Annotated in this window: 17 protein-coding genes, 1 tRNA gene and 1 pseudogene; 9 read left to right on the top strand and 10 right to left on the bottom strand. The window is 60.9% G+C overall.

The window, feature by feature from the left end; genetic code table 11:
- The first annotated feature begins 160 nt into the window (after positions 1-160).
- Positions 161-949, top strand: a complete 789-nt coding sequence (locus EP30_RS08245; protein ID WP_258185436.1) for a FadR/GntR family transcriptional regulator — start codon at positions 161-163, stop codon at positions 947-949.
- A gap of 289 nt (positions 950-1,238) precedes the next feature.
- Here the strand turns inward: EP30_RS08245 and EP30_RS08250 are convergent.
- Positions 1,239-2,675 (bottom strand): annotated as a pseudogene (locus EP30_RS08250) (APC family permease); the annotation flags it as partial.
- A gap of 260 nt (positions 2,676-2,935) precedes the next feature.
- On the opposite strand from EP30_RS08250, the gene EP30_RS08255 reads away from it, so the two are divergent.
- From EP30_RS08255 to dnaG, 3 genes are all read left to right on the top strand, one after another.
- Entirely contained in the window at positions 2,936-3,784 is an 849-nt protein-coding gene (locus EP30_RS08255; protein ID WP_140557726.1) for an energy-coupling factor ABC transporter ATP-binding protein, read from the top strand.
- Between the two features lie 97 nt (positions 3,785-3,881).
- Positions 3,882-5,240, top strand: coding sequence for an alanine racemase (gene alr, locus EP30_RS08260; protein WP_140557728.1), 1,359 nt, complete (start codon positions 3,882-3,884; stop codon positions 5,238-5,240).
- Between the two features lie 193 nt (positions 5,241-5,433).
- A complete protein-coding gene (dnaG, locus tag EP30_RS08265) occupies positions 5,434-7,542 on the top strand; it encodes a DNA primase (RefSeq protein ID WP_140557731.1) in 2,109 nt (702 codons plus the stop codon).
- A 107-nt stretch (positions 7,543-7,649) separates the two neighbouring features.
- Here the strand turns inward: dnaG and EP30_RS08270 are convergent, their stop codons facing one another.
- The gene (locus EP30_RS08270) at positions 7,650-8,684 is read right to left on the bottom strand and encodes a LacI family DNA-binding transcriptional regulator (RefSeq protein WP_140557733.1); all 1,035 of its coding nucleotides are present in this window, start codon (positions 8,682-8,684) and stop codon (positions 7,650-7,652) included.
- A gap of 284 nt (positions 8,685-8,968) precedes the next feature.
- Between EP30_RS08270 and EP30_RS08275 the strand changes: the two genes are divergently transcribed.
- Together EP30_RS08275 and EP30_RS08280 are read left to right on the top strand one after the other, a co-directional pair.
- The gene (locus tag EP30_RS08275; RefSeq protein WP_140557736.1) at positions 8,969-9,742 is read left to right on the top strand and encodes an SDR family NAD(P)-dependent oxidoreductase; all 774 of its coding nucleotides are present in this window, start codon (positions 8,969-8,971) and stop codon (positions 9,740-9,742) included.
- Positions 9,743-10,016: 274 nt separating this feature from the next.
- Complete coding sequence (locus tag EP30_RS08280; protein WP_094662009.1) at positions 10,017-11,351, top strand: gluconate:H+ symporter; 1,335 nt, start codon at positions 10,017-10,019, stop codon at positions 11,349-11,351.
- Here EP30_RS08280 and EP30_RS08285 read toward each other — a convergent pair.
- The 4 genes from EP30_RS08285 to EP30_RS08300 form a co-directional block, all read right to left on the bottom strand.
- The gene (locus EP30_RS08285) at positions 11,329-11,871 is read right to left on the bottom strand and encodes a DNA-deoxyinosine glycosylase (protein WP_140557738.1); all 543 of its coding nucleotides are present in this window, start codon (positions 11,869-11,871) and stop codon (positions 11,329-11,331) included. The two genes, EP30_RS08280 and EP30_RS08285, sit on opposite strands and share 23 nt — an antisense overlap.
- A gap of 74 nt (positions 11,872-11,945) precedes the next feature.
- Positions 11,946-12,581 carry a pyridoxamine 5'-phosphate oxidase family protein gene (locus tag EP30_RS08290; RefSeq protein WP_140557741.1) on the bottom strand — a complete coding sequence of 212 codons (636 nt, stop codon included), beginning with the start codon at positions 12,579-12,581 and terminating at the stop codon, positions 11,946-11,948.
- Positions 12,582-12,657: 76 nt separating this feature from the next.
- Positions 12,658-13,368 (bottom strand): hypothetical protein, encoded by a 711-nt coding sequence (locus tag EP30_RS08295; protein WP_140557743.1) that lies wholly within the window; start codon positions 13,366-13,368, stop codon positions 12,658-12,660.
- Between the two features lie 243 nt (positions 13,369-13,611).
- Positions 13,612-13,688: transfer RNA gene (locus EP30_RS08300), tRNA-Arg, on the bottom strand.
- Positions 13,689-13,992: 304 nt separating this feature from the next.
- Between EP30_RS08300 and EP30_RS08305 the strand changes: the two genes are divergently transcribed.
- The 3 genes from EP30_RS08305 (at position 13,993) to EP30_RS11160 (ending at position 18,810) form a co-directional block, all read left to right on the top strand.
- A complete protein-coding gene (locus tag EP30_RS08305) occupies positions 13,993-14,667 on the top strand; it encodes an alpha/beta hydrolase (protein ID WP_140557745.1) in 675 nt (224 codons plus the stop codon).
- A 76-nt stretch (positions 14,668-14,743) separates the two neighbouring features.
- Complete coding sequence (locus EP30_RS08310) at positions 14,744-18,517, top strand: DEAD/DEAH box helicase (protein WP_140557747.1); 3,774 nt, start codon at positions 14,744-14,746, stop codon at positions 18,515-18,517.
- Between the two features lie 167 nt (positions 18,518-18,684).
- Entirely contained in the window at positions 18,685-18,810 is a 126-nt protein-coding gene (locus tag EP30_RS11160) for a hypothetical protein (RefSeq protein ID WP_258185437.1), read from the top strand.
- A gap of 235 nt (positions 18,811-19,045) precedes the next feature.
- Here EP30_RS11160 and EP30_RS08315 read toward each other — a convergent pair whose 3' ends face one another.
- From EP30_RS08315 to EP30_RS08330, 4 genes are all read right to left on the bottom strand, one after another.
- Positions 19,046-20,419, bottom strand: a complete 1,374-nt coding sequence (locus EP30_RS08315) for a hypothetical protein (RefSeq protein WP_140557750.1) — start codon at positions 20,417-20,419, stop codon at positions 19,046-19,048.
- A 91-nt stretch (positions 20,420-20,510) separates the two neighbouring features.
- Entirely contained in the window at positions 20,511-21,797 is a 1,287-nt protein-coding gene (locus tag EP30_RS08320; protein WP_140557752.1) for a hypothetical protein, read from the bottom strand.
- 121 nt (positions 21,798-21,918) lie between these two features.
- Complete coding sequence (locus EP30_RS08325; RefSeq protein WP_140557755.1) at positions 21,919-22,515, bottom strand: hypothetical protein; 597 nt, start codon at positions 22,513-22,515, stop codon at positions 21,919-21,921.
- Positions 22,516-22,641: 126 nt separating this feature from the next.
- Positions 22,642-24,792, bottom strand: coding sequence for a DUF262 domain-containing protein (locus tag EP30_RS08330; protein WP_140557757.1), 2,151 nt, complete (start codon positions 24,790-24,792; stop codon positions 22,642-22,644).
- Between the last annotated feature and the right edge of the window lie 266 nt (positions 24,793-25,058).

Below are 25,058 nucleotides of genomic sequence, written 5' to 3' on the forward strand. Positions count from 1 at the left end.
TTACGCTGATTCGACGCCGGAACCGTGCTATAAAAAGAGTATCCGTGGTTGCCGTTGACCATGTCCCGGAGCGGTTTGGAGGGACACGACTCCAATTACGTAGCCGATATCAGCGTCCGTACCGACGCCGATGATCATGCATATTCTGGAAGGAACGTAGATGCCGTCCACGCCGGTCAGTGATTTCGTGGTTTCCGTACCGTCGATGTCCTATCTGGATCGTTCTCCGATCGATACGGATACCCCCCAGCAGCCAAGCCGCTGCGATATCACCATGGACGCGATCAAGTCGTACATCATCAACCACAAGCTGGTGCCCGGCGACAGTCTGCCCACCGAAACCGAACTGTGCCAGGCGGTCAAGGCATCACGATCCTCCGTCCGCGAAGCGGTGCGCAAGCTCGAGGCGCTGCACATCGTCAAGGTGGTGCACGGAAGGGGCACGTTCGTCGGCGACCTATCCCTGGAACCGCTCGTCGAAACGCTGGCGTTCCGCGCCATGGTCAAGGCCACCAGCAAGCAGGACTTCAGCGAGCTGCGCAACGTGGTGCAGGTCCGTCGTTCACTTGACAAGGGTGTGGCCGAGCCGATCGTCGCCGCGCTGAAGGGCACCGAACAGCCCGAACTCGTTGAGATCACCGATCGTATGATGCAGCGGGCCAATGAGGGCGACAGCTTCCTCGACGAGGACATCGCCTTCCATTCCCGACTGCTCGCCTACGCCGACAACGCCGTGCTCAGCCAGCTGTCCGACAGTCTGTGGATGGTGCACATGGCCGTGCTGCCCAGTCTTGGACTGCAGGTGTCCGCACAGCTTAGGGACAGTGCCGAAGCGCATCGTGCCATGCTCGACGCCGCGCTCGCCGGCGATGCCGACGCCTACCGCAGGGCGGTGGATGACCATTACCGTCCCATCGACGCCATTCTTGCCGACGAACTCGATCGATGAATCGACGATCGATGTGACCGATTGCCGACCGCCAGTCCCGGCCGTCGTTGCACCACATATGCGAATGGGCTCTCCTCGTTGCTCGAGGGGAGCCCATTTCCGTTGATCAGCGATCGCAAGTCAGTACGATTCGCGGTTACTTGACCTCCTTGGCCTCAGCCTCCTTGACCACGGTCTCGGCCTTGGCCTCGGCGGCTTCCTCGGACACGCTTGCAGCCGCGGTCGCGGTCGTATCCGCGGCGACCGCTTCGCGCTGCTGGTTGGCGATGGCGGCGTCGATGGCCTTACGCGCCTTCTTCTGCGCCTCCTGACCGAGCTTGGAGTTCCTGCGGCTGAAGCCGAAGTACACGCACAGGCCGATCGCCAGCCAGATGGCGAATCGCACCCAGGTCTCCCAGTTCAGACCGGCGATGAACACCAGGCAGAAGATGATGGACAGGATCGGCGTGAACGGCACGCCCGGCGCCTTGAATCCGCGGTGTGCGTTCGGCTGGGTCTTGCGCATCCACAGCACGCCGGCCGACACGATCATGAACGCGGACAGCGTACCGATGTTCACCAACTCGAACAGGATGTTGATGTTGATGAAGCCGCCGGCGACGGCGGTGAGAATGCCGAAGAACCAGGTGCCCTTGAACGGGGTCAGGTACTTCTTGTGCACCTCGCCGAACAGCTTGGGGAACAGGCCGTCGCGGGCCATCGCATAACAGATGCGGGACTGGCCGTACAGCTGCACAAGCATCACGGTGGTCATACCGACCAGTGCGCCGAGGTTCACGATCACGGCCAGCCAGTTGAGACCGGTCGCCAGGATCACGCCGGCCACGGGAGCGTCGATGAACTTCGCGAACTCCTGGTACGGCACCACGCCGGTCATCACCAGCGTCATGACGATGTAGATCACCGTGGAGATGGCCAGCGAGATCAGGATGCCGCGGGGCAGCGTCTTGTTCGGATTGACGGTCTCCTCGGCCGAGGACGAGACGGCGTCGAATCCGATGAAGCTGAAGAACACGATCGACGCGGCCGGAATGATGCCGTACGGCTGCGTCGAACCGGGCTGGAACGTGTAGATGCCGTACGGGGAGAACGGCTTCCAGTTCGCGGGATTCACGTACCAGACGGTGCAGATGATGAACAGCACGATGATGCCGAGCTTGATCATGACCATGATGTCGTTAGCGCGCTTGGTCTGGTTGATGCCGATCGACAGCACCCACGTGATGATCAGCACGATCACGAAGCCCGGCAAGTTGAAGTACGTGGTCACGCCCGGCGTGGTGCCGTACGCGGCGGTGAGCTCCACCGGCAGATGCAGGCCGAACCCTTCCAGCAGCTTGTTGAAATATCCAGCCCATCCGGCCGACACGGTGGCCGCCTGCAGGGCGTATTCCAGAATCAGATTCCAACCGATGATGAACGCCACGAGTTCACCGAACGCCAGATAGGCGTACGAGTAGGCGGATCCCGAAACGGGGGCCATGGATGCGAACTCGGCGTAGCACAGTCCGGCGAAACCACAGCAGATGGCGGCCAGCAGGAACGACACCGCCAGCGCCGGACCCGCGGTAAGCGCACCCTTGCCGGTGAGCACGAAGATGCCGGTGCCGATGATCGCACCGATGCCCAGCATCGTCAGGTCGAAGGTTTTCATCGTACGTTTCAGCGGGGTGGACTCGGCGACGATGGTCGCCACGTCCTTTTTGCGCAGAAGACTGCTGCTCATGATTCCCTCTCGTATTCAATAATTCATAATTACGAAACTCTCACATCATACGGGCATAACATGCGCGTTTATGTTTCGGATGTCTGAAAACAGCAAAAAATCTCAAATTATAGGACAGTGGGCACTGATCTTCACGATAACGACACGCCGCTTTCTTGAATTACCGTCGCCCGGCGAGTCGGACCAATCCCGCCGGCCCGACACGGCCGGGCTAGTATGGAAACCGCGAGTCGATTCACGGGAACGACGAGGAGGAACCCATGGGATTGCTGGATATGTTCACACGCAAGGAGATCGACACGCGCAGACGGTCGCTGTCGTTCGTGCTCAACGATGCGAAAGCCGTATATGACGACGGTCGAATCGGACTCGAACCCACCACGCTGACCATCTCCGAAAAACGCGTCGCCGTGATCGGCCTCAACGGTGCCGGCAAATCCACGCTGCTCAAGCTCATCGACGGTGCGATGACGCCCGCATCCGGAACCGTGAGCGTGGTCCGGCACATCCTCGACGACAACGACGAGCCCGTCGACGGGCAGGACACCGCCTACGATCCGTCGCACAAATCCGACGCCAAGGCGCTCAAGGACATCATCGGCATCGTGCGCCGTGAGGAGATCCCCAACAGCTACTACATGGCGGAGAACATCTCGGAAGCCCTGGACGCGCCGCTGAAGAAGCGTAAGATGCCCGATGCCATGCGCAACGAGACCATCGGCGCACTGTTCGCCCACTTCGGCCTGACCGCCCACGCCCGTCAGAAGGCCGACGCGCTCGACAGCGAGAAACGCCATCTGCTCGCCATCGTCAGCGCGCTCGCCATCAGCCCGGCCGCCATCGTGGCCGACGAGCCGACCAAGGGCCTCGACGAACCCGCCACCCGCAACGTGGCCCGTGCCCTGTTCAGCTACGATCGGCAGGTCGTCTTCGCCACGCACGACCTGACACTGGTGACCGATCCGATCTACGCCATCGACCGCGTGCTTGTGCTCGACGAACATCGTGTGGTCTTCGACGGCGCGCCCAACGACGCCGTCAACCATTACAACGATCTGATCCGCGAGCGCTACGAACGCATGAAGGCGGGCAACAACAGTGAGCGGTGATAGCGAACGGCGATAAAGCCGGCGTGAATGTCAAGAAAATCAAAGGAAAATGACACACGTCGCTGATCCGTCGCATAGCCGGGCCACAATAGGGCACATGACATTGAGTGCAGCGCCCGAATGGGCTTTCTCATCGGAAACCGGACGGAACAACTATGCGCGGGCATGCGAGCAGTACCCCGCGCAGTGCATCGTCGATCTCAAGGCATTGCGTGACAATATGCGCCACCTGGTCGACGTGGTCGGAGGGCCGGAATCCGGAACCGCGGTGATGGGCGTGGTCAAGGCCGACGCCTACGGACATGGACTGATCCCCGCCGCGCTCGCCGCGCTCGCCGGCGGTGCCACATGGCTCGGCACCGCGCAGTCGCATGAGGCGCTGCTGCTGCGTCAGGCGGGTATCGGACCGGACCGTTGCCGTATTCTCACTTGGGTGTACAACGGCCGCAGCGTGCCGTTCGCCAAGCTCATCGACAACGACATCGACATCTCCATCGGCTCCATGGCCGGCATCGAGGCCGCCGCCGAGGCCGCGCGCACGGTGGGCAAGCCCGCTCTCGTGCACGTGAAGGTCGATTCCGGATTCGGCCGCAACGGCTTCACCGAGGAGACGTTCGACGCGGCCCTCAAGCGGTTCGTGGAGCTCGCGCATGAGGGCGTGTTCCGGATCGTGGGACAGTGGAGCCACCTCGCCGTGGCCGACTCGCCCGACGTCCCCGAATTCGTGGCGTCCACCGACCGTCAGATCGAGCATTTCAACGCGTTCACCGCGCGCATGGAGAAGGCCGGCATCGCCCCCGAGATCCGTCATCTCGCCAACACTGCGGCCACGCTCGACCGTCCCGAGATCCACTTCGAACTCACCCGCCCCGGCATCGGCCTGTACGGTTACGAGCCGGACCCGGCCATGGGCACCCCCTCCACATGGGATCTCAAGCCGGCCATGACGCTGCAGGCGCAGCTTGGCACGGTCAAGCATGTGGAGGCCGGCCACGGCATCTCCTACGGTCGCACCTACCTGACCCCCGACGACACGTCCACCGCGATCGTGCCGCTCGGCTACGCGGACGGCATCCACCGCTCCGCATCCGGATTCGACATGCAGGGTGCCAAGCACGTGCAGAAGGACGGTGGCCCGGTGCGCGTGATGACGTCCGAAGGCCCCAAGGTCTACCATGTGTCCGGCCGCGTGTGCATGGACCAGTTCATGATCGACCTGCACGGCAAGTGCGAGGAGCTCAACGTCCACGAGGGCGACACCGTGGTGCTGTTCGGCCCCGGCCGTGGCGAGGCGAACGGCGAGCCCACCGCCGACGACTGGGCGCGCGCCGCCGGCACGATCAGCTACGAGATCTTCACCTGCCTGCGCAACCGCATTCCGCGCCTGTATCTCAACGCCGCCGAGGTGCTGCCGGCCGAGGATCTGGCCAAGCTCGATCCGGCGTCGCTGCTGTAGTCTGCTGCTGTGCCGACCGGCAGTGCCGTTACGGCATTCCTAGTGCGATGATCGGGTGCGATGGTCGAAGGTCCAGTGGTCATGCCGACCGCCTATCGGACGTCGACCGTCGCACCCGGTCATGCCGACCCGGTCATGCCGACCCGGTCATGCCGACTCAGCCCGACCCGACCTCCGCGTAGACTGAAGCGTTATGCCGGGTTTGATTCTGAAAGAAGACATTGAGAAAGTACGAGCCGCAGCCGACCTGTACGACATCGTCTCCGCCGACGTCACGCTGAAGCCGTCGGGTTCCGGCACATTCATGGGCCTGTGCCCGTTCCACGACGAGAAGACGCCGAGCTTCTCCGTGCGCCCCGGACTCGGCGCGTGGCACTGCTTCGGATGCGGTCTGGGCGGCGACGTGTTCAAATACGTGGAGCAGTCCGAAAACGTCGGATTCGCCGACGCCGTGGAGATCCTCGCCGACAAATACCACATCGAACTGCATTACGACTCCAACCAGCCGCAGCAGCGTCAGGGCTCCAAACGATCCCGGCTGCTCGAGGCCAACGAGGCCGCGCAGAAGTTCTTCGTCTCCCAGATCATGAGCAAGGAGGCGCTTGCCGCGCGCAAGCTGCTCGCCGGTCGTAATTTCTCACAGGCCGACTGCGAGCGCTTCGGTTGCGGATACGCGCCGCAGGGCTGGGATAATCTGGTCCGTCATCTCGCGTCCAAGGGGTTTACACAGCAGGAGATGCTTGACGCCGGCCTTGCACGTCAGGGCCAGCGTGGCGTATACGACTATTTCCGCGGTCGCGTGACGTGGCCGATCCGCGATGCCACGGGTCGTACGCTTGGTTTCGGCGCGCGCAAGCTGTTCGATGACGACACGATTCAGGCGAAGTACATCAATACGCCCGACACCACGTTGTATCACAAGAATCATGTGCTGTACGGCCTGGATCTGGCCAAGGCGAACATTGTGAAGAAGCGTCAGGTGGTGATCGTCGAGGGATATACCGACGTGATGGCCTGTCATCTGGCCGGTGTGGATACGGCGGTGGCGACGTGCGGCACGGCGTTCGGCAATGAGCATGCGAAGATCGTGCGGCGACTGATCTCCGACGACAAGCTCGGCGCATTGCAGCTGATCGGACCGGGTAGGAATCACACGTCGCGCGTGGTGTTCACGTTCGATGGCGACGCGGCCGGGCAGAAGGCGGCGTTGCACGCGTTCGGTCTTGACGGCGCGTTCCTGTCGCAGACGTTCGTGGCAGTGGCCGACAACAATCTTGATCCGTGCGATCTGCGTATCCAGCAGGGGGACAAGGCCGTGCGCACGCTGGTGGAGAACGCGTCGCCACTGTATGACTTCGTGATCAACGCGGCGATCGACCAGTTCGGCATCGAGTACACGACCGGACAGATGGGTGCGGTGAAGGCCGTGGCGCCGATCATCGCGCAGATTCGCGACCGTTCCCTTGTCGATATCTATGCGCGCAAGACGGCCCGTCGCATCGGCGTGGATCTGGACGTGATGATCCGTGAGGTTCAGACGGCCCGTCGTCGGCAGCATGTGCGCGACGAGGACGCGTATGCGCCGCGCAACAACCGGTACGGCAATGGCGGCAACGGTGACCGGTTCGGCAATGACTACGGTGAGGATCGCGGCACGATCAGTCCGGCGCGACGTCGACGCATCGAGCATCAGGACGCCTTGGCGCAGGGATACTACCGGGTGGACGATTCGGTGTTCATCTGCGAACAGCAGTTCATGGGGATTCTGATTCAGGTGCCGCGCGCGGTGAACCGCGACCTGTTCTCACGGCTGGATGAGGAGAGCTTCATCACGCCGGTGTTCCGGTCGCTGTATCAGGCGTTGGAGGCCGCCGGTGGACTGCCGTCGGACGATACGCCGCAGGGGCTGTGGCTGCACAACCTGTCGAAGGCCACGGGACCGATGCTCGAACAGGTGGTCAACGAGCTTGCCGTGATGCCGCTGCCGCTGCCGAATCTGGACAAGGGTGGCTCCGGTGCCGCCGCGGGAGGTGTGGCGGGCTCGGACGGTCCGATCGACCCACAGGCCAACGGTGCCGCGAATCCGTTGCGTCCGGCCAGCGAGGCCGAGCGTCAGTATGCCTCGGAGCTGCTCGTGCGTCTGCTCGATATGGCGTGCATGCGCAGGATCGCCATGTGGAAGCGCCGCATGAATCTGCTGCCGGAGGGGGAGGAGAAGTTCCGACTGCTTGGCGAGATCACCAAGCAGGAGGCCGCCCGCAAGAACCTGCAGGCCGAGATCTACGGCAACACGGTCGGGTAGCGGCACTGTCGGGTGGTAGCGCGGTCCGGCAAAGTGCGGTCGGCTGGGGTAACGCGGTCGGGTAGCGTTCGTTCGGCTGGTGTAGCGGCGTTCGATTGCGCTGCACGTCAGCCCTCGGTAACGGAACTCGCCTCGACCTCGGTGACGGGCAGGATGATCCGGCGGCTCTTCGTGTACGGGTCGCCGGTGCGGTCTTCGCCCCGAGCGCCGATCTGTTCGAGCAGATTCCTCGCCGCCTCGCGGCCCAGCGCCTGCGGATCCTGCTCCAGCAGGTAAATGCCGTCCTGCACATACTGCGACCATCGCCAATCGTCGAAACTCACCAGACCGACGTCGTCGGGGAAACGAATCCCCATTGTTTTCAACGCGGCGAGGATATCGAACAGCAGCGGTCCCATCAGCGACACCAGTACGGTGCGGCCGTTGAGATGATCGAGCGTGGTGCGGATTCGCTGCTGCAGCCAGGCATCGTCGTGCGAATCGGCCTCGATCGGCACCACGAGCACATGCCGTTCCTCCGCGGCTTTGGTGAATCCCGCCACACGCGGTGCCTGCGCGGAGATCTCGCTGCGCGTGCGGCTGAGCACCACGATGTTGTCGTATCCCATGTCGGCCAGCGCGATGCCCATCCGATGGCATGAATCCTCATTGTCGGCGACGACCGAGGCCATGCCGTCGGGCTGGTCGGCGCATTCGCGATCGACCATCACCAGTGGGGTTTTCGATGAGACGATCGGTTCGTATGCGGCGAACCGTCGTGCGTTCGGCTGGATGATCAGCCCATCGACCTCCTGTGAGAGCAGACGGTTGATCTCGTCCCGTTCCTGCGTGGCCGAATTGTTCGCGTTCATCAGCATCACGTCGTATCCGGCGGGCTGCAGTTCAGCGTAGATGCCGCTGAACAGCAACGATGAGAACACGTTGGAGATATCGGCGACGATCACGCCCACCACATGCGTGGACTGCTGGCGCATACGTCGGGCGGACGCGCTCGGCCGGTAGTCAAGACGATCGATCGTCTCCTGAACGCGGGTGCGTGTGGCCTGGCTCATCTTGCCGTAGTTGCCGTTGATGAATCGTGAGACCGTGGTCACCGAAACCTGCGCCTCGCGTGCGATATCGGCGATGGTTACCTTGGCCATGGTGCTCCTTCTGTGTGGCTTCGTTGCTGACGTACGGGTTCTCTAGTGCGAGTCTAATGCGTTCCGCAGGTGCGTCGCGAACGTGTTTTCGAAAACGCCGACAAATCGCGGCAACACGCCGCGTTGACATGATTCGATGGTCGGGTATATCTTTGGGATATCGATACACCACAACAAAAGCAAGGAAGTATGATGTTGTGATGGTATCGATAACCTATCGAAGTACCGATATCGTACAGACGTGAGCCGCCCGCAACGTAGCCAATACCCAAAGGAGAGGAATCATGGCCGAGTTTTCCATCAAGAGCTTCGATCTGACCGACAAGGTGGTGCTCATCACCGGAGGTGCCAGCGGACTGGGGCAGTACTACACGCAGGCCGTCAGCAAGGTCGGTGCCGACGTGTTCATCGTGTCCTACGACCAGAAGGGCTGGGAGGAGACTCGTGCCGCGGTCGAGGCCAATGGACGCAAGGCCGTTTTCATGCTGCAGGACATTACCGAACCCGGCGCGGCGAAGAAGATCGTCGACCGTGCCATGGCGGAATTCGGCCGCATCGACGTGCTCATCAACAACGCCGGCATGCAGCGTCGTCACGATCTCGTCGAATTCCCCGACTCCGACTGGCAGGCCGTGATCGAACTCAATCTCAACGCCCTGTACTATCTCTCGCATGAGGTCGCCAAGATCATGATCAAGCAGCAGAGCGGCAAGATCGTGAACATCGGCTCCATGCAGTCCTACCGCGCCGGCAAATTCATCTACCCGTACGCAGCCAGCAAGCACGCCGTCATGGGTCTTACCCGCGCCTACGCCGACGCGCTCGCGCCGCATAACATCCAGGTCAACGGACTGGCGCCCGGCTATATCAACACGCCCATGACCAAGGCCCTGCAGGAGGACCCGGTGCGCAGCGTGGAGATCCGCGAGCACATCCCCGCCGGACATTGGGGTGAACCCAAGGAGCTCATGGGTGCCATGGTGTTCCTCTGCTCCGCCGCATCCGACTACATCAACGGCGTGATGCTGCCCGTCGACGGCGGTTACCTGCTGCGCTGATTCGCTTTTCCCCGTTCCGTTCTTCCCGCCTGATGGGTTTTCACCCTGGCACAGTTAGTGTGATCACACTAAGGAACCGTGCGCCATCTTCTTGCCTGATAGGGTCTTGATCCTGACATGGTTAGTGTGATCACACTAAGGAGGGCGGTCTTCCTCCTTACGGGTTTTCAGACCCTGAATAAGGGGCTGAACGGCTGAACGGTACCCGGTTCCTATCTCACTTCTTTCTTTTCACTCGATACCTACCTCTCCAGAGAACAGCAAAGGAGCTCCCATGCCTCTGGTCATCGTGGCCTGCGCCGTCGCAGTGCTTATCTTCCTCATCGTCAAACTCAAGCTCAACACCTTCGTCTCGCTGGTCATCGTCTCATTCCTTACCGCGCTCGTTCTGCAGATCCCGGTCGACAAGATCCCCACCACCATCGAAACCGGCATCGGCGGCCAGCTCGGCCATCTCGCCGTGATCTTCGGCTTCGGTTCCATGCTCGGCAAGCTCGTCTCCGACTCCGGCGGCGGCCACCGCATCGCCATGACGCTGATCAAGCGCTTCGGCCGCAAGCACATCCAGATCGCCGTGGTGCTCGCCTCGTTCATCGTGGGCATCGCCCTGTTCTTCGAGGTCGGACTTGTGGTGCTGCTGCCGATCATCTTCGTGATCGCGCGCGAGCTCGACATGCCGCTCATGTACCTCGGCATCCCCATGGCCATCACGCTCAACGTGGCCCACGCGTTCCTGCCGCCGCACCCCGCGCCCACCGCCATCACCTCCACACTCGGCGCCAACATGGGTCACGTGCTGCTGTACGGCATCATCGTGTCCATACCGACCATCATCGTGGCCGGACCGTTGTTCAACTCGCTGCTGCACCGCATCAAGCCCGACCTATACCACACCGACGTCGAGGTCACCGCGCTCGGCGAATTCAAGGAGTTCAAGGAGGAGGACACCCCGGGCTTTGCCATCTCCGTCGTCACCTCCATGATGCCGGTCATCCTCATCGCCGTAGCCACCATCTGCACGTTCGTGCTGCCCGAGGGCAACATCGTCAATCAGGTGATCCAGTTCGTGGGTGCCCCCGACGCCGCCATGCTGCTATCCATGCTGTTCGCCGTCTGGACCATGGGCCTCGCCCGCAAGCGCACCATGGCCGACATCGCCGGCAGCATGACCGAATCCGTCAAGCAGATCGCCATGATGCTGCTCATCATCGGCGGTGGCGGCGCGTTCAAGCAGGTGCTTGTGGACGGTGGCATCTCCGACTACATCTCCACCATGTTCGCCAACATCAACATGCCGCCGCTGCTCGCCGCCTGGATCGTGGCCGCCGTACTGCGCCTGTGCCTCGGCTCGGCCACGGTCGCCTCGCTCACCGCGGCCGGTCTGGTGGCACCGATGGTCGCCATGTCCGGCGTCAACCCGGCGCTCATGGTGCTGGCCGTGGGTGCGGGTTCGGTGATCGCCGACCATGTGAACGACGCCGGATTCTGGATGATCAAGGAGTACTTCGGCCTCTCGCTCAAGGAGACGTTCATGTCGTGGACGGCCGCCACCACCGTCATGTCGGTGATGGGACTGATCTCCGTGCTCACACTGTCGTTGTTCGTGTGATCGACTGAACCACGACCTGATATGCGGCTGTCAGATCCGGCAGCCGCATTCTCGCGTTCGCCGGGCTCGTGGACGGCAGGGGAGTCATGGGAACGGTGATGCCGTTTTCGACCAGATGCGGCTCACACAGACGACGATACAATTGCGCCGCCTTGCCGCCAGTCGTGAACACGTGACTGATGCGTGATGCGCGAATGATCGGCGCAAGATCGTTCGGCACGGCATTGTGAATCGACGAATCACTGGCCCCGGCGATATCGCATTCGGCGATCACGTCCCATAATGCGAACCGATGCTGTAGGGCGAAATCGCTACGAATCTCGGGGTCCGGCTCCGGCACCGGCTCATCGAACAAGGCCGCCATCACCGGCCAGAACCGGTTCTGCGGGTGCATGTAGTAGAACGACGCCTCGCGGGACTTCGGACTCGGCATCGAACCGAGGATCAGCACGCGGGAATCCGCATCCCACACCGGGCCGAATCCATGGGTCACGTGGGTCGGATTGGAATGAATCGTCATGATATTCAGCGAATTTGTTCAGCGTAATTGCGGTTCATAACACGGGACAGCCGATGATTGATCGTTGCAAACGCTCACCGTGATTCCGGCATCGCCGATGCGTGAGCCGCCTGCCGCGCTTTCGCGTGGATCTTGCCGGTCGCATGCGTCGCCGTAATCTTCCACACCATCACGCTGGAGGCCTGCTGCGGAGTGAACGGGACATCCCACTTGCCCATCTGCTGCCCCATCAGCAACTGCAGGCCATGAATCTTCTCGTCCACATCGTCCACGATGCTTGCCGTGCCGTTGCCGACCACCGACTTGAACGCCTCACCCCAATTGCACCAGGCACGCCCCTCGATGATCTCGCGATCCGTATCCATCTCGAACGCCACGGGCAGCGCGTTGCCGGCCGCGCGAATCGCGTCGAATTTACGACCCTCCGGCGCGGAATGCATGTACAGGACCAGCGTGTCGCCGTTGCCATCAGGGGCCGTATCCGTGTATTCGTAACCGAAGTTCATTGGCACGATCGTCAGGCCCTCCGCATCCATATACGACACATGCACCACGTCGCAATGGTCGATGATCTGTCGTATCTGCTCGATGTCGGTCACCTCGCGGTCGGCACGGCGCATGCGACGATGCGCTCCGGCGACGGTTCTTTCGTCATGACGCTTGGCGGGCTTGCGTAGCGCCGCCAGATCCTCAGGTCGTTCATCGGTCATGATCGACACTGTAGCCGGTTCATGTGAACGGGGTTCCGGGGCCGTCCCGTTCACACGAACCGGTCATGAACCAGAGTCAGCGCTGCGTTCCCCGACTGCGCCGTTCCTGACTCATCCGGGCGTTGCCGAGAGCAATCCTCTCCTGCAGCTTGGCATTTTCCTCGGCTCGGACCCTTTCGACGATGTCCGGATACCGGGAGTCCCACTCAAACGGGTTGGTGATTCCGTCGCGTTCGCCGGCTTCCTTGAGTGCTTGGTTGATTTGGTCGTTGGTATGGTTGAGAACCGCGATGTAATCGATCTCATCGCCATAATTGGGTATGGCAAGACGGTCAAGCAGCGTATCGCCATCGCATGCGGACCACGGAGCATCGTCGGGCACAACCTCACCGGGCATAGCAATGGCCTGATCCTTACCGAACACGAAGTCACGGATCGCCACAAAATCAAAATTGCCGTCCTCGTCGTAGAACTGGTCGTCATCGTCCATATCCCAATTGAAAAACGGAATGCGAACCAAGCGGAATCCTGGGAGGACGAACCGCTTGCCGAACTCGTAGGCCTCGGACTCCTGCCAGTAGTCCTCGCGCTCCACGGCATCGAGCGCATCGGTGTCAAGATGGCCGCGGAACATCTCGACCACGTTGAGGTCACTCTCCTCCATATCCTCGGCGAGAAGGATATCGTCGTATTTCGCAGTCGCCCTACCGCTTTTTGCGCAGTAGAGCCCCGTCTTCACGTTTTGAATCGCGTAATCGTATCCTCCATCACGATCGTCAATCCACATATGATCACCAAGTCCTTCCGACGTCCATAAGCACTCCGCACTCCATGTGCGGCGTTGGCGTCCATAGTCACGATATGACGGATCGTGCGAGGTGGCGGAATAGTGCCGGGTTGGATTGGATGATGTGGCGGATGTAATGGCGAGGGGGAGAGCATCCGCGCTTGGTGCATCCGAGTGCATCCCTATGGTGGAATACCCGGTATGAGTGAACCCCTTGGATCCTAGTGTTTCCAAGGGGTTCGATGGTGACCCCGGCCGGGTTCGAACCGGCGACCTACAGATTAGAAGTCAGTTGCTCTATCCAACTGAGCTACGGGGCCGAAAAGCAACGAGTAGCCATTGTAGCAACCTCATGCCGTTTTCGCTATGGGAACGTCGTGGAATCGGGAACGAATCGCGGATCGTTACACAATCGGTGCATGGTGATGCCGGGCATATGGCAGTTCCGTAGCAGATCGGATCGGAGGCCTATGATAGGGAGAGGCGGCTGCCCGCTGCACAACTATGCCGCAGTCGTCACCGTCACGTCACCGTCACCGTCGTCGTCATCACTAGGGTCGACGTGCGCAGTGACTGAATATGGATGGTATCGTTGGTGGGCGTTGTTGAGGAAAGAGAGCTGATATGCGACTGAACATGCTGACCCGACTGACCATGGAATCGGCCGGATCGCCCGCCGAACCCATCACCGGGCAGATTCTGCCGCCGGACACCGCAACCAGCGACATCGTCTATGTGATGTTCCACGGATACGGCAACGACGAGCATGAAATGGTCCGCATCATCGACGCGGTGGACCCCAGTAGCGACTACATCTCCGTGCAGGGACCCATCCATCGCCAGTATCTCGGCGGCCATGCCTGGTACGACAGCGCCGGCTGGGACAACGCGCGCATCCAGTCGCAGTGTTCCGCCATCGGCGATCAGATCGTGTCCATGCTTGATTCGTCGGCGCTCAAAGGGCGCCGCAAGGTGCTCGTCGGCTTCTCGCAGGGCGGATACCTGTCATACCGCATCCTCGCCGACCACCCCAATACGTTTGCTGGCGCGGTGCTGCTTGCGCCGTCGTTCCACGATGAACAGCCACGATTCGCCGAGCCGACGCGTCGTCCCAAGGTCTTCCTCGGCTACGGCAGTCTTGACCGTCAGATCCCCGAAGAACAGAAGACGTCGATCCGCGCGGCGCTCGCCGCATTCGCCACCGTGGAGGAACGCGCCTACCTCGGCATGCGCCACGACGTCTGCGACGCCGAACTCACCGACGTTCACCGTTTTCTGCAGTCCCTGCCGCGCATCTGAGCCGCTGACGGTCGTGGCTGATATGGTCGAAGCGGGCGCGGCCGGCTGATCGGCCGGCTGATCGAAAGGCGCGTGAATGAACTGGCGGTCGGACGTATACGGGCGTAACGGTGGAACCGGCGGTGCCGGCAGTTTCGGCAACGCTGACGGCTACTACGACGATTACACCGTCGACCCCGACGACGACAGCCATTCCGGCACATCCACCTACGGCCACCAGTCCGACGCCATACCCGAATACGAACTGCGCACACTCGGCGGCACCGCCTTCTACCGTGCCTACAACGTGATCACCAGCGGTCGCATGCACGATCTGCACTGCGACGCGGACGCCGACGGCGACACGGTGATCTCCGCACTCGTCCGCAGCAACGCCAGCGGCCGCGGCGACTACGAAGTGCACGCCACCATCGATGAAAACGACCACGAACTGGTCGACTCGGCCTGCACCTGCCCCGCCTACGGGGTGTACAGCGGAATTTGCAAGCATGTGATCGCACTGATCATGCAATACAACGACCATCCGCAATCGTTCACCCAGACTGGCGATCCCACGCGTGCGACAGCCGCGCATCACACCTCGCGGCTATTGCAGGTCTACATGCGGCAACGGGAGCATGACGCGGCGCAGGCCATGCGCGAGCAGCGGCTGAACCTGCTCAAACAGGTCAGTGCGCTCGCTGATTCCCACGGCGATTCCCAGAACTTGGCGGATTCCCAAGGCTCGCTCGTCCGGGGGAGCGCCGCCGACGGCAGTCGACATATGCCCATCGGCAGCGTCCGTCTGCGGCCATGTCTGCACCCGTCTGATGACGGATGGCGTCTGAAGCTGCGGATTCGTGTTCCCGATCGAAATATCGAATATGCGGTGAAGAACATTCGCGAGCTGCTGCAGGCGATACGCGTCGGCGCGTATCTGTACTACGGCAAGAAACTCGGGTTCGTCCATTCCCGTGATGCGTTCGACGAACGTTCCCGCCGGCTGATCGACGTGCTGACGCAGGCGTTTGATATCCGTGCGGCGCTTGGCGTGGCCGAGCCGTACGACAGCTACTACTACCATCGCAAATCCACAGCGAACGAGATGTCGCTGGTCGTCGATGAGGTCGTCGAACTGCTGGACCTGTATTGCGATGCCGATGAGACCATCGACTATATTCCCGTTGCTTCTCCGGCATCGTTATCCACGTCGGACGGATTGGGCGCATCGGGAGGATTGGGCGCATCGCGTGGCCCGGTCGCCGCCACGGTGGTCGACGGCGATCCCGATCCGGGGCTCACGATCCGGGAAAGCGAATCCGGCGACGGGTATGTGATCGAACACAGTACGTATTTTGATCTGCTGGCCGAGGGACGCAACACGTCCTACGTTGTTGTGCGGCGGACTGCGGATTCACGACAGCCGGTGTTTCACCGATGCAGCGCGCGGTTCGTCAAGGATTTCGACATGCTGTCCATCCTGTGCAACGATTCGGAGCATGGGCTGTTCCTGAATCGTGACGACTTGGACACGTTCAGCCGAACCATACTGCCGTATCTGGGGACGAGCGTGACCGTGAACGCGGACGGTTCGACCGAAACGCATGGTATTCCGGCCGAACTGCCCAGTGATCTGCTGCGGCGCAAGCGTCTGCCATGCGTGATTGAAACCTATCTGGACCGTGGGCGTGACGGCGTAAGCTGCGATGTGCAGGCACGGTATGGCGATCGGCGGTTTCACGTGTTCGCCGGCATTGCGCCCGGCGATGTGACGCGTGATGCGGATACCGAACGGCTTGCCGTGGAGGCGGTGCGGCATTACTTCCCCCAGCCCGACGATGTGGTGGCGCGCATTCCCGAATCCGACGATGAGGCCATTCACCGACTGATCACCGAAGGGCTGCCGGTGCTGCGCGGGCTCGGCGAGGTGTTCGCCACGCCTGCGTTCGACGGTCTGACCGCCACGCCGCGTCCGAAGATCCGGGTCGGTCTGTCCGTTGCGTCCGATCTAGTTCGGATTTCGCCCATCGCCGATGAGATCGATCCCAAGGATGTGCCGGCGCTGCTGAACAGTTATCGTCGCAAGCGCCGGTTCCATCGACTGTCGAACGGCGCGTTCGTTGAGATGCGTGACGTGGATACCAGTGCCATCGACGAGCTCGCCGCCGATCTTGGCGTTTCCGCCGCCAGTCTGGAAACGGGAACGCTGCAGGTGCCCGCCTACGAGGCCTACTATCTTGATCATCAGGTCGACGATGCCGACAAAAGCGCGAGTTTCACCGCGTATCTGAATGATCTGCGTGTGATCGATCCGACGACCTATGTGGTTCCTGATTCGTTGGCCGGTGTGCTGCGACCGTATCAGGTGGAGGGATTCCGCTGGCTGAACGCGGTGTGTGACAAGGGATTCGGCGGGATTTTGGCCGACGAGATGGGCTTGGGCAAGACCGTGCAGCTGCTGTCGCTGCTGGTGGCGCGGCATGAGCGGCCGGAGCGGCATGAGCGGGCGAGTGCCGATGCGACGGCGAATCAGGCGGCGACTCCGGCGATGAATCTGATCGTCTGCCCGGCGTCACTGGTCTACAACTGGCTCGCCGAATGCGGACGGTTCGCACCCGGATTGCGTGCGGTGGCGATCGCCGGCACCAAGGCCGCACGTCGCACGATGATCGAAGCCGCCGCGCACGGCGAATATGACGTGGTCATTACGTCGTACGATCTTCTGCGTCGTGATATCGACGACTATGACGGTATCGATTTCGATGTGATGGCCCTCGACGAGGCACAGTACGTGAAGAATCACGCCACCAAGGCGTCGCGTGCGGTACGGCGCATCGGGGCGCGGCATCGGTTCGCGCTCACCGGCACACCGATCGAGAACCGGCTGAGCGAACTGTGGAGCATCTTCGACTTCCTCATGCCGGGCATGCTCGGATCGTACGCGCATTTCCGCGAACGATTCGAAATGCCGATCCTCGCCGGCGACACGAAAGCGCAGGACAAGCTGCGGGCGTTCGTCAATCCGTTCATTCTGCGACGGCTCAAGGCCGATGTGCTCCATGATCTGCCCGACAAGATCGAAAACGTGATCACTGTGCAATTGACTGGTGAGCAGCGGCGACTGTATGCGGCGCTCGAGCAGCGGCTGCGCGATACGATCCTTCACCAGAAGGGCAAGGACTTCGACGAGTCCAAGATCCAGGTGCTGGCGCAGCTGACACGGTTGCGCCAGGTGTGCTGCGATCCGAGGCTCGCGTTCGGTGAGAAGAATGAGAACGGTACGGGTGATGGGGCTGGTGCAACCACGGCTGGCGCAACCACGCATCGGGCAGGACGACGTGCTTTGTCCGCCAAGCTCGACGCCATCGAGGAACTGGTGTCGAGCTGCCGCGATGCCGGACGCAAGATGCTCATCTTCTCGCAGTTCACCAGCTATCTCGACCTCATCGCCGAGCGGCTGCGCGCCGACGATGTGCCCTACGACGTGATCACCGGTTCCACGCCCAAACGCAAGCGGCTCGAGCTGGTCGACGCCTTCAACCGCGACGACACCCCCGTGTTCCTCATCTCGCTCAAGGCCGGAAACACGGGCCTCAACCTCACCGGCGCATGCGTGGTGGTGCACGCCGACCCATGGTGGAACGCCGCCGCGCAGAATCAGGCCACCGACCGCGCGCATCGCATCGGGCAGACGCAGGACGTGAACGTGTATCAGATCGTGGCCAAGGACACGATCGAGGAGCGCATCCTCAACCTGCAACGCACCAAAACCGATCTCGCGTCACGCTTCGTGGATGCCGCATCCACCGGCGGCAACGCCATCGGCGCGCTCACCAAGGACGATCTGCTTCGCCTGCTCGGACAAATGTGATCCGCTATACACTACGTAATATGTGAAGGATCTAAACGTGATCTACGTAACTTTTTTTGTGAAATCCGCGTGCAACAGGTGGAAAATCATTGCCATGTAATAATCGCATTCTTATAGTCACAGGTGTCAGTTGGAAATGATCCAACACGATAACCAAGGAGGAAATTATGAAGTTCGGAAAGATGATGTCTCTGGGTCTGGCAATGGCTGATTTTGCCTCTACCGACTACGTGAACGGCGAGACGCTGAAGACCATGCAGTACGTGGCTCGTCAGCTCGAAGAGGAGAAGTGATTCAACGATTCGCCATTCGCGAATCAGACAATCATTTCGGAATCGTCTCGGATGTCCGGAATCGTTGCAGGTATTCGGAATCATCCTAGATATTGCCTCGGTTCCAGCGCATTGCACTATATTTGCAATACATCTCCAATTATTGAAGAAGATACGGCCAACGATGTCCGTGTCCTGTTCATTTTTTTATTCGGTAATAGTGCTGTAATGGCACTGGTTTTTTGTTTCAATATGATCACGAATACTTCGGATCCGGTTTTGCATTGTCGAAGATGAGTTTGTGGTCGAAGAAATTGTTCTGGTTGCCCCAATAGGTGAGTAGCAGATGGTTGCCGTTGTTTCCCGCCTGCTTCTCGATGGTGGAACGCCAATCCCAATCGGTGGTGATGGTCAGGGTCTCCCCGTTCTCGGTGAGGAAGTGGAAGTCGGCGTAGACGCTGGTGGTGTCGTCATCCTCATCGGTCTCCTCGCGGCGCTCCACGCCCTGATAGGTGACGGACACGGATTGCGGGCCGGCGATCAGCGTCCGTGCAGGCCCGATCAGCATGAATGTGGCGATTACCGCCACGATGGCTGCGCCGATCAGATGCATTATCAGACATGTCTTCCGCTGTCCGTCAATCTGATCCTGCGGCAGCGGAACCTGATCCCCCGTAACGTGATCGCGCATCGTCGTGGTTTTGCCGACAACGCTCAGCAGCACATATTGGGCGACCATGCGCACCAGTGTCCATACGGCGAAGCAACCAAAGGCCACTCCCAACGCCATGCGCTTGTATATACCCTCTATGCCAAACGGCGTGAGGCCAGTCGATCGTAGCATGACCCCGGCGAGGACGAACACTATGATGATGTTGAAGATGGAGTTCAGCTGCTTGAACGGTTTCGGATTCAGCTTCTCGATACTTGGCGTGGATTCCGAATCCTTGGTGTCATTCTTGGTGTCGGCGTGTACCGCATGTCCGTTGTTGGCATCGACTCCGGTCCCGTTTGTAACGACATCGCCGCTCGTTCTCACAGACGGCGTGCCATTCGTCGTTCCCGCCAAGACCGCATCCGACACTGGCGTCGTCTTCGGCTCCGGCCTCCAGGTCGGGTCGATGATGCGGTGACGCTCATCGGCGGTCGCCGGCACCGGATGCGCGGGATCGGGCCGCAATGCCACGGGGATGAACGGCTTCTCATACCAGGTCAGGATCACGTATGTGCCGGGCGTGATGAATTGCGGCCACATCATGCCGTCCTGGAACGCCGACTGGGGAATGCTGCTGGCGTTGATCATCTCGCCGCCGTTCAGACGAATCGTGTGCGTGATGCTCGTTACGGTGTCCCCATCGGAATCCGTGGTTTCCGTCTTGCGATACTCCCAGATCATGCCGTAAGTGGTCCGCGGTCCTCGCCATAGCAGCCTGATATACGTGGCGAGCTTGTATATGCAGAAGCACAGCAAGGGGAGAAATATGACAAAGCCGACAATATCGCCGAATACATTCCGCATCCACGCGAACGGCACCGGGGCCAGCAGATTATAGACCGCGCCCCATATGTTCCACAACGAGATCAGAATACCCAATCCCGCCGCCGCCATTCGCACAATAAGTCGACCCATGTTTCCACCTTTCCTGAGGCGTCATTGCCGTTGTTTGTCGTTGGTGCGCCTGTCAAGCGTGAATCGACGCCTGTTCGCGCATGACATGTGATTACTCGTATTCCGGATCCGGTTTGGCGTTGTCAAAGGTGGGTACGCTTCCGTTATCGGTCCAGTAGGTGAGCAGCAGATGCCGACCGCTCTCCTCGCCCACCTGCTGCTCGATCGTAGCTCGTTCGTCCCAATCGGTGGTGATGGTGATCGTCTTATCGTTTTCGGTGCGGAACTGGAAGTCGGCGTAGATATTGACGGAATCGTCGCCTTCCTCCACACGTCGTTCCACGCCCTGATAGGTGACGGGTACGGTCTGGGGACCTTCGATCAGGGCTCCCACCGATTGGGACAGCGCGAATGTCGGCAGAATCGACAGGGCGATCACGCCGAGAAGATGATGGATGAGACTGCGACGCTGTTCGTTATCGACCTGTTCCTGCGGCAGATACATCGATTCATGCCCATCGCGTGCGCGAAAGTTCGGATCCGTGACGGCCCGATGCATGAGCACCTGCTTGACGACCATATGAATGAATACCCACAGGGCGAACCATGCGAGTATCAGACCGATCAGCAGACCCTTGATCACGCTCTGTATGCCGTACTGTCCCAGTCGGGACGAGGTGAACGCCACTGCCGCAATGAGTACGCCCGTGATGGTGGTGAGTACGTAGTTCAGTGTGCGGAACGCCGTCGGCGCCAGATCCTTGATGGTGGGTTTAGGACCGTCTGATGGAGCGAGATTATCGGTGTCGATCCATGATCCGTCGTCGGGGGAGTTGGTTCCGTTTCCGACAACGGATGCCGTGCTGGCCGTGGTGGTCGTATTGCCTGGCGTCCAATTGTGGTTGAGGATCCGATGGCGTTCTTCAGCCGTAGCGCGGACCGGACGTTCCGGGTCGAGGGTCACCGACGTGCAGATGAACGGTTTCTCATACCAGGTGATGATCACATGCTCGCCGGGCGTGGTGAAACGTCGCATGGTCATGCCGTCGTGCAGGGATTCGATCCCGATGCTCGGCACATGGATGATTTCCCCGTCATCCAGTCGTAGGGTATGAATGGTGTCGGTGGTCGGATCGCCATCGGAATCCGTACCATGCACCTGCGCATACCGCCAAACCATGGCGTGAGCCGTACGGGGGCCTCGATGCAGGGCGATCACATAGATGGCAGCCTTGTACAGGCAGAAGCACAGCAGTGCCAGCGCCATCGCGCCGCCGGCCATCGCGCCGCCGGCATTCGACGACCCACTCGCAATATCCACGACGGCCAACCAGATGATGTACAGCGCGACAATGATGCCGAATCCCGCAGCCGTCAACCGCTCAATCAGGCGAATCATCTATCCGATTCCTTTCCGCATGATCTGGAATGCTTTGGTTTCCGCGTATATCGTGAATCCTGCGATCCTGTGATTGCGTGCATCTGTACGCGTCGTGTGGTGTCAGCGCCGACTAGGTCGATCATGCGCGAGCGGTATGGATCGGGTTCGGCGCGGCATTCGGCTGTACCGGCGTCTGCGGCGGCAATGATGTCTGCGGTGCCAGCGGCGTCTGAGCCTGCTGAGGTTGCTCCAGTGCAATCGATGCATAGACCGGCGTGTCGCGATACCAGGTGAGGACCACACGTGTACCGGGGGTGATCAGCCGCTTCCGCGTCTCGTCATCCCCCTGGAATATCGACGACAACTTGTCGCTGAGATCCACCCTCTTCCCGTTGTCGAGTCGCAGGATATGTGTTGTGGTGGTGTCGTCATCGTCATCGGTGGTGGTATTGAATTCCGCCACCACGCCATGATCCTGAGATGGGGGAGTGTTCAGCGCCTTCAGCCAGACCACCAGTCTCCATACACATACGATGAGCAGGATGATCGGAATGATGTTCGTCATCAACAGCATCCCCACCATAGTCGGGAACATTCCCGGGCCTACGAGCAGGGACAGCGACGATATCAACTGCCCTGTCAGAAGCACGGTCGCGACGCCAAACAGAATCACTTTGGTGACCATCTTACGTTTGGCGCGCTTGATGCCAATGTGCGCGTATGCGTCGTCTTCCACTCGCTCCCCCTTTGCATTGGATACTGCAACAACCCCGTAATTCCAGTATTCCGCGGGTATGCGGGCGGGAAAGGCGCGTATATCAGGATTTGCCGAGTGTTCATACGTGCGACATGCTGCGTTGAACTATTGGCCGCGGCCACCCAGTGCCTTGAGACGGTACGCCTGCCAGATCTCGCTGAGCTTCTGCCCGTTCGACTGTCTCCGCCACACGTCCAGCCCTGCGCCCGACGCCTTGCCGCTTGCCGCGCGGGCCGCCGCCGTGGGCGTGGAATGCTTCGATCCATCCTCCAGCTGCAGTTTGCCGTCTCGCGTCACGGTGGCGATCCACTCCTGGCCGAGTCGCGGCCGCTTCCATACCAGCGTCTCTCCCGGCACCAGCAGCCCGGCGTCGATCACCTGGGCGATCGTGATGCGCTTCGATCCGGTCGTCGACCTGCCACTGCCGCGCGTCAGATGATCCTCGCTGAGCGTGGTCAGATCGACCTTGTCGGCATCGAACCTGATCCGCCAGTATTCGGCGATGAGATGCACGATCTCCTCCTGCCGGCGTTCCAGCACATCCGGCGTGAGCTCCCGGACCGATTCAAGCTCGGCGGTCAGCGGATATTTCAACGATTTGTGCTGGGCCAGAATCCGTTCCGCGCGTGGGGCGTAGCTGTCGAGTTTGGCGATTATCTGCTCGTTCGTGGAGGTGAGCACCAGATTGCCGATCCTGTCCACCCAATGGTCGCGCGTGGACTCCGGCCATACCGCGAACGACGAATTCGCGCCGATCCGTTCCGGCAGTATGCGCACCACGTTGATGTTGCGTGGTCGTACGATGCGCTCGCCGGCCTGCTGATCGTTGGCGCGCAGCAGCAACAGCTTCTTGAGCGTACCTGTGGCCTGCAGTTCGCCGCGCAGTCGGGCGAGCGCGGTCTTGCGCTCGTCGTCGCTGATCGCGAACCCGGTGGATTTGGCGATGTCCTTGCCTTTCTTGAGATCCTTGAGGATCTGTACTACGCGGGTGCGGCGCGCGGCCGATGTCTGTCGTGCCAGATTGTCCACGCCGGTTACGCGTTCCAGTGCGGCCAAAAGATTCACGAGTTTGCGCACCTGCTGCTCCGCCTTGTCAGCGTCCTTGCCGGTCTTGCCGTCTGTGTCTGCCGTGTCTGCCGTGTCGTCGTTGGCCGCGTTGGCTGCGGTGCCGTTCACGTCGCCGCTCGTCAGGGACTGTAGTCCGCCCATGTTCGTCAGCGCCCACATGGCCACGGGCTTCCATTCGGTGGACTGGAAATCGTTGAGTGACACGAGCCAGTCCGACACCTCCTGCGGCAGCGCGAACGCGTGCGGCTGGTTCACCATCAGCCATGCGCGGGCGTACGGCGCCAGTATGTCGTTGATGAATTCCGCGGCTGTGTTCTTCTTCAGATACTCGTCGAACACCTTGATCCGGAATCCGTCGACCGGTCCGCGCATGCCGGACTTGGGCGAGGTGACCAGCAGCAGATCGTTGAAGAACGCCTCCACGTCGTCGCCCAGCGGATCGATCGCATCATCCCAGCGTTTGCCGTAGATGTCGCGGTCGGCCAGCGGAATGGCCGATACGGCCTTGGCCTTGAACACGTCGGATGCGGTCAGCGGCAGTCCGCGCATGTTCATCACGTCGAAGATGCGGTGCGCGCCGGCCAGATCGTCGGTGCGCACGATGATCAGGAACACGTTGCTTACCAGATAGCCTGCCAGGGCCCTGCGCTCCTTTTCGTCCAACGCATCCAGCGCATCGTAGGCGGCCTTGGTGTTCTGCACGATGTTGCGTTGCGCGTTCGATTCCATGTCGCTGTCGCGCAGATCGAACAGCGATTCGAGATTGCCTTCCTGCACGTAGTTGCGGAAGAACTCGGCGTCGCGTTCGCGTAGTGCCAGACGCGGTTCGGCCTCGCGTCCGAACAGTCGGTTGCCTTCCTCGAGGATCAGCGTGTTGAGGTTGGCGACGAGTTCGGGGTCCGTTTCGAGATCGCGCAGAATGGCGATGATGATGGTGAGCGAGGTGAGTCGCTGCTGGCCGTCGATCACCTGATACAGGCGTCCGGTGGAATCCGTGCCGCCCACCAGGATCAGCGAGCCGAGGAAGTATGGATGCTCCGGGTCGCGTGCGGCGTCCTCGAGATCCTCCACCAGCTGCAGCATGTTGCTCACCTGCCACGAGTAGGCGCGCTGGAATGCGGGGATGACGAATTGGTAGTCGGTGGAGAACACCTTGCCCAGTGGCTTTTCGCTTGCGTTGATACCCATCCCGACTCCCTTCGTTGGTTGATTCCGACTATAGCCGCCGCGATGCGGACAGTATTCGAGTTGCGTGTTGCGGTGGTGTGGCTGGTCGTTGGCCGTTTGCTGCGGGTTGGGTGCCAATCCTCGATAAACCCGCAGCGGAGAGGCCCGTTATCTGCGGGTTTGCCCTATGGCCGTGAACAACCCGCACTGAGGGAGACCCTTCGCTGCGGGTTTGTTGCCGAGTAAAGATAAAGCCGCAGTATGGAGAGTCCTCCGCTGCGGGTCTG

The organism is Bifidobacterium sp. UTCIF-39 (assembly GCF_006408715.1).
GTDB lineage: Bacteria > Actinomycetota > Actinomycetes > Actinomycetales > Bifidobacteriaceae > Galliscardovia > Galliscardovia tissieri.

Excerpts from the sequence above, each read along its gene's own strand:
- EP30_RS08245 (WP_258185436.1), top strand. The coding sequence starts at position 161 with ATGCCGTCCACGCCGGTCAGTGATTTCGTGGTTTCCGTACCGTCGATG.
- EP30_RS08255 (WP_140557726.1), top strand. The coding sequence starts at position 2,936 with ATGGGATTGCTGGATATGTTCACACGCAAGGAGATCGACACGCGCAGA.
- alr (WP_140557728.1), top strand. The coding sequence starts at position 3,882 with ATGACATTGAGTGCAGCGCCCGAATGGGCTTTCTCATCGGAAACCGGA.
- dnaG (WP_140557731.1), top strand. The coding sequence starts at position 5,434 with ATGCCGGGTTTGATTCTGAAAGAAGACATTGAGAAAGTACGAGCCGCA.
- EP30_RS08270 (WP_140557733.1), bottom strand. The coding sequence starts at position 8,684 with ATGGCCAAGGTAACCATCGCCGATATCGCACGCGAGGCGCAGGTTTCG.
- EP30_RS08275 (WP_140557736.1), top strand. The coding sequence starts at position 8,969 with ATGGCCGAGTTTTCCATCAAGAGCTTCGATCTGACCGACAAGGTGGTG.
- EP30_RS08280 (WP_094662009.1), top strand. The coding sequence starts at position 10,017 with ATGCCTCTGGTCATCGTGGCCTGCGCCGTCGCAGTGCTTATCTTCCTC.
- EP30_RS08285 (WP_140557738.1), bottom strand. The coding sequence starts at position 11,871 with ATGACGATTCATTCCAATCCGACCCACGTGACCCATGGATTCGGCCCG.
- EP30_RS08290 (WP_140557741.1), bottom strand. The coding sequence starts at position 12,581 with ATGACCGATGAACGACCTGAGGATCTGGCGGCGCTACGCAAGCCCGCC.
- EP30_RS08295 (WP_140557743.1), bottom strand. The coding sequence starts at position 13,368 with ATGTGGATTGACGATCGTGATGGAGGATACGATTACGCGATTCAAAAC.
- EP30_RS08305 (WP_140557745.1), top strand. The coding sequence starts at position 13,993 with ATGCGACTGAACATGCTGACCCGACTGACCATGGAATCGGCCGGATCG.
- EP30_RS08310 (WP_140557747.1), top strand. The coding sequence starts at position 14,744 with ATGAACTGGCGGTCGGACGTATACGGGCGTAACGGTGGAACCGGCGGT.
- EP30_RS11160 (WP_258185437.1), top strand. The coding sequence starts at position 18,685 with ATGAAGTTCGGAAAGATGATGTCTCTGGGTCTGGCAATGGCTGATTTT.
- EP30_RS08315 (WP_140557750.1), bottom strand. The coding sequence starts at position 20,419 with ATGGGTCGACTTATTGTGCGAATGGCGGCGGCGGGATTGGGTATTCTG.
- EP30_RS08320 (WP_140557752.1), bottom strand. The coding sequence starts at position 21,797 with ATGATTCGCCTGATTGAGCGGTTGACGGCTGCGGGATTCGGCATCATT.
- EP30_RS08330 (WP_140557757.1), bottom strand. The coding sequence starts at position 24,792 with ATGGGTATCAACGCAAGCGAAAAGCCACTGGGCAAGGTGTTCTCCACC.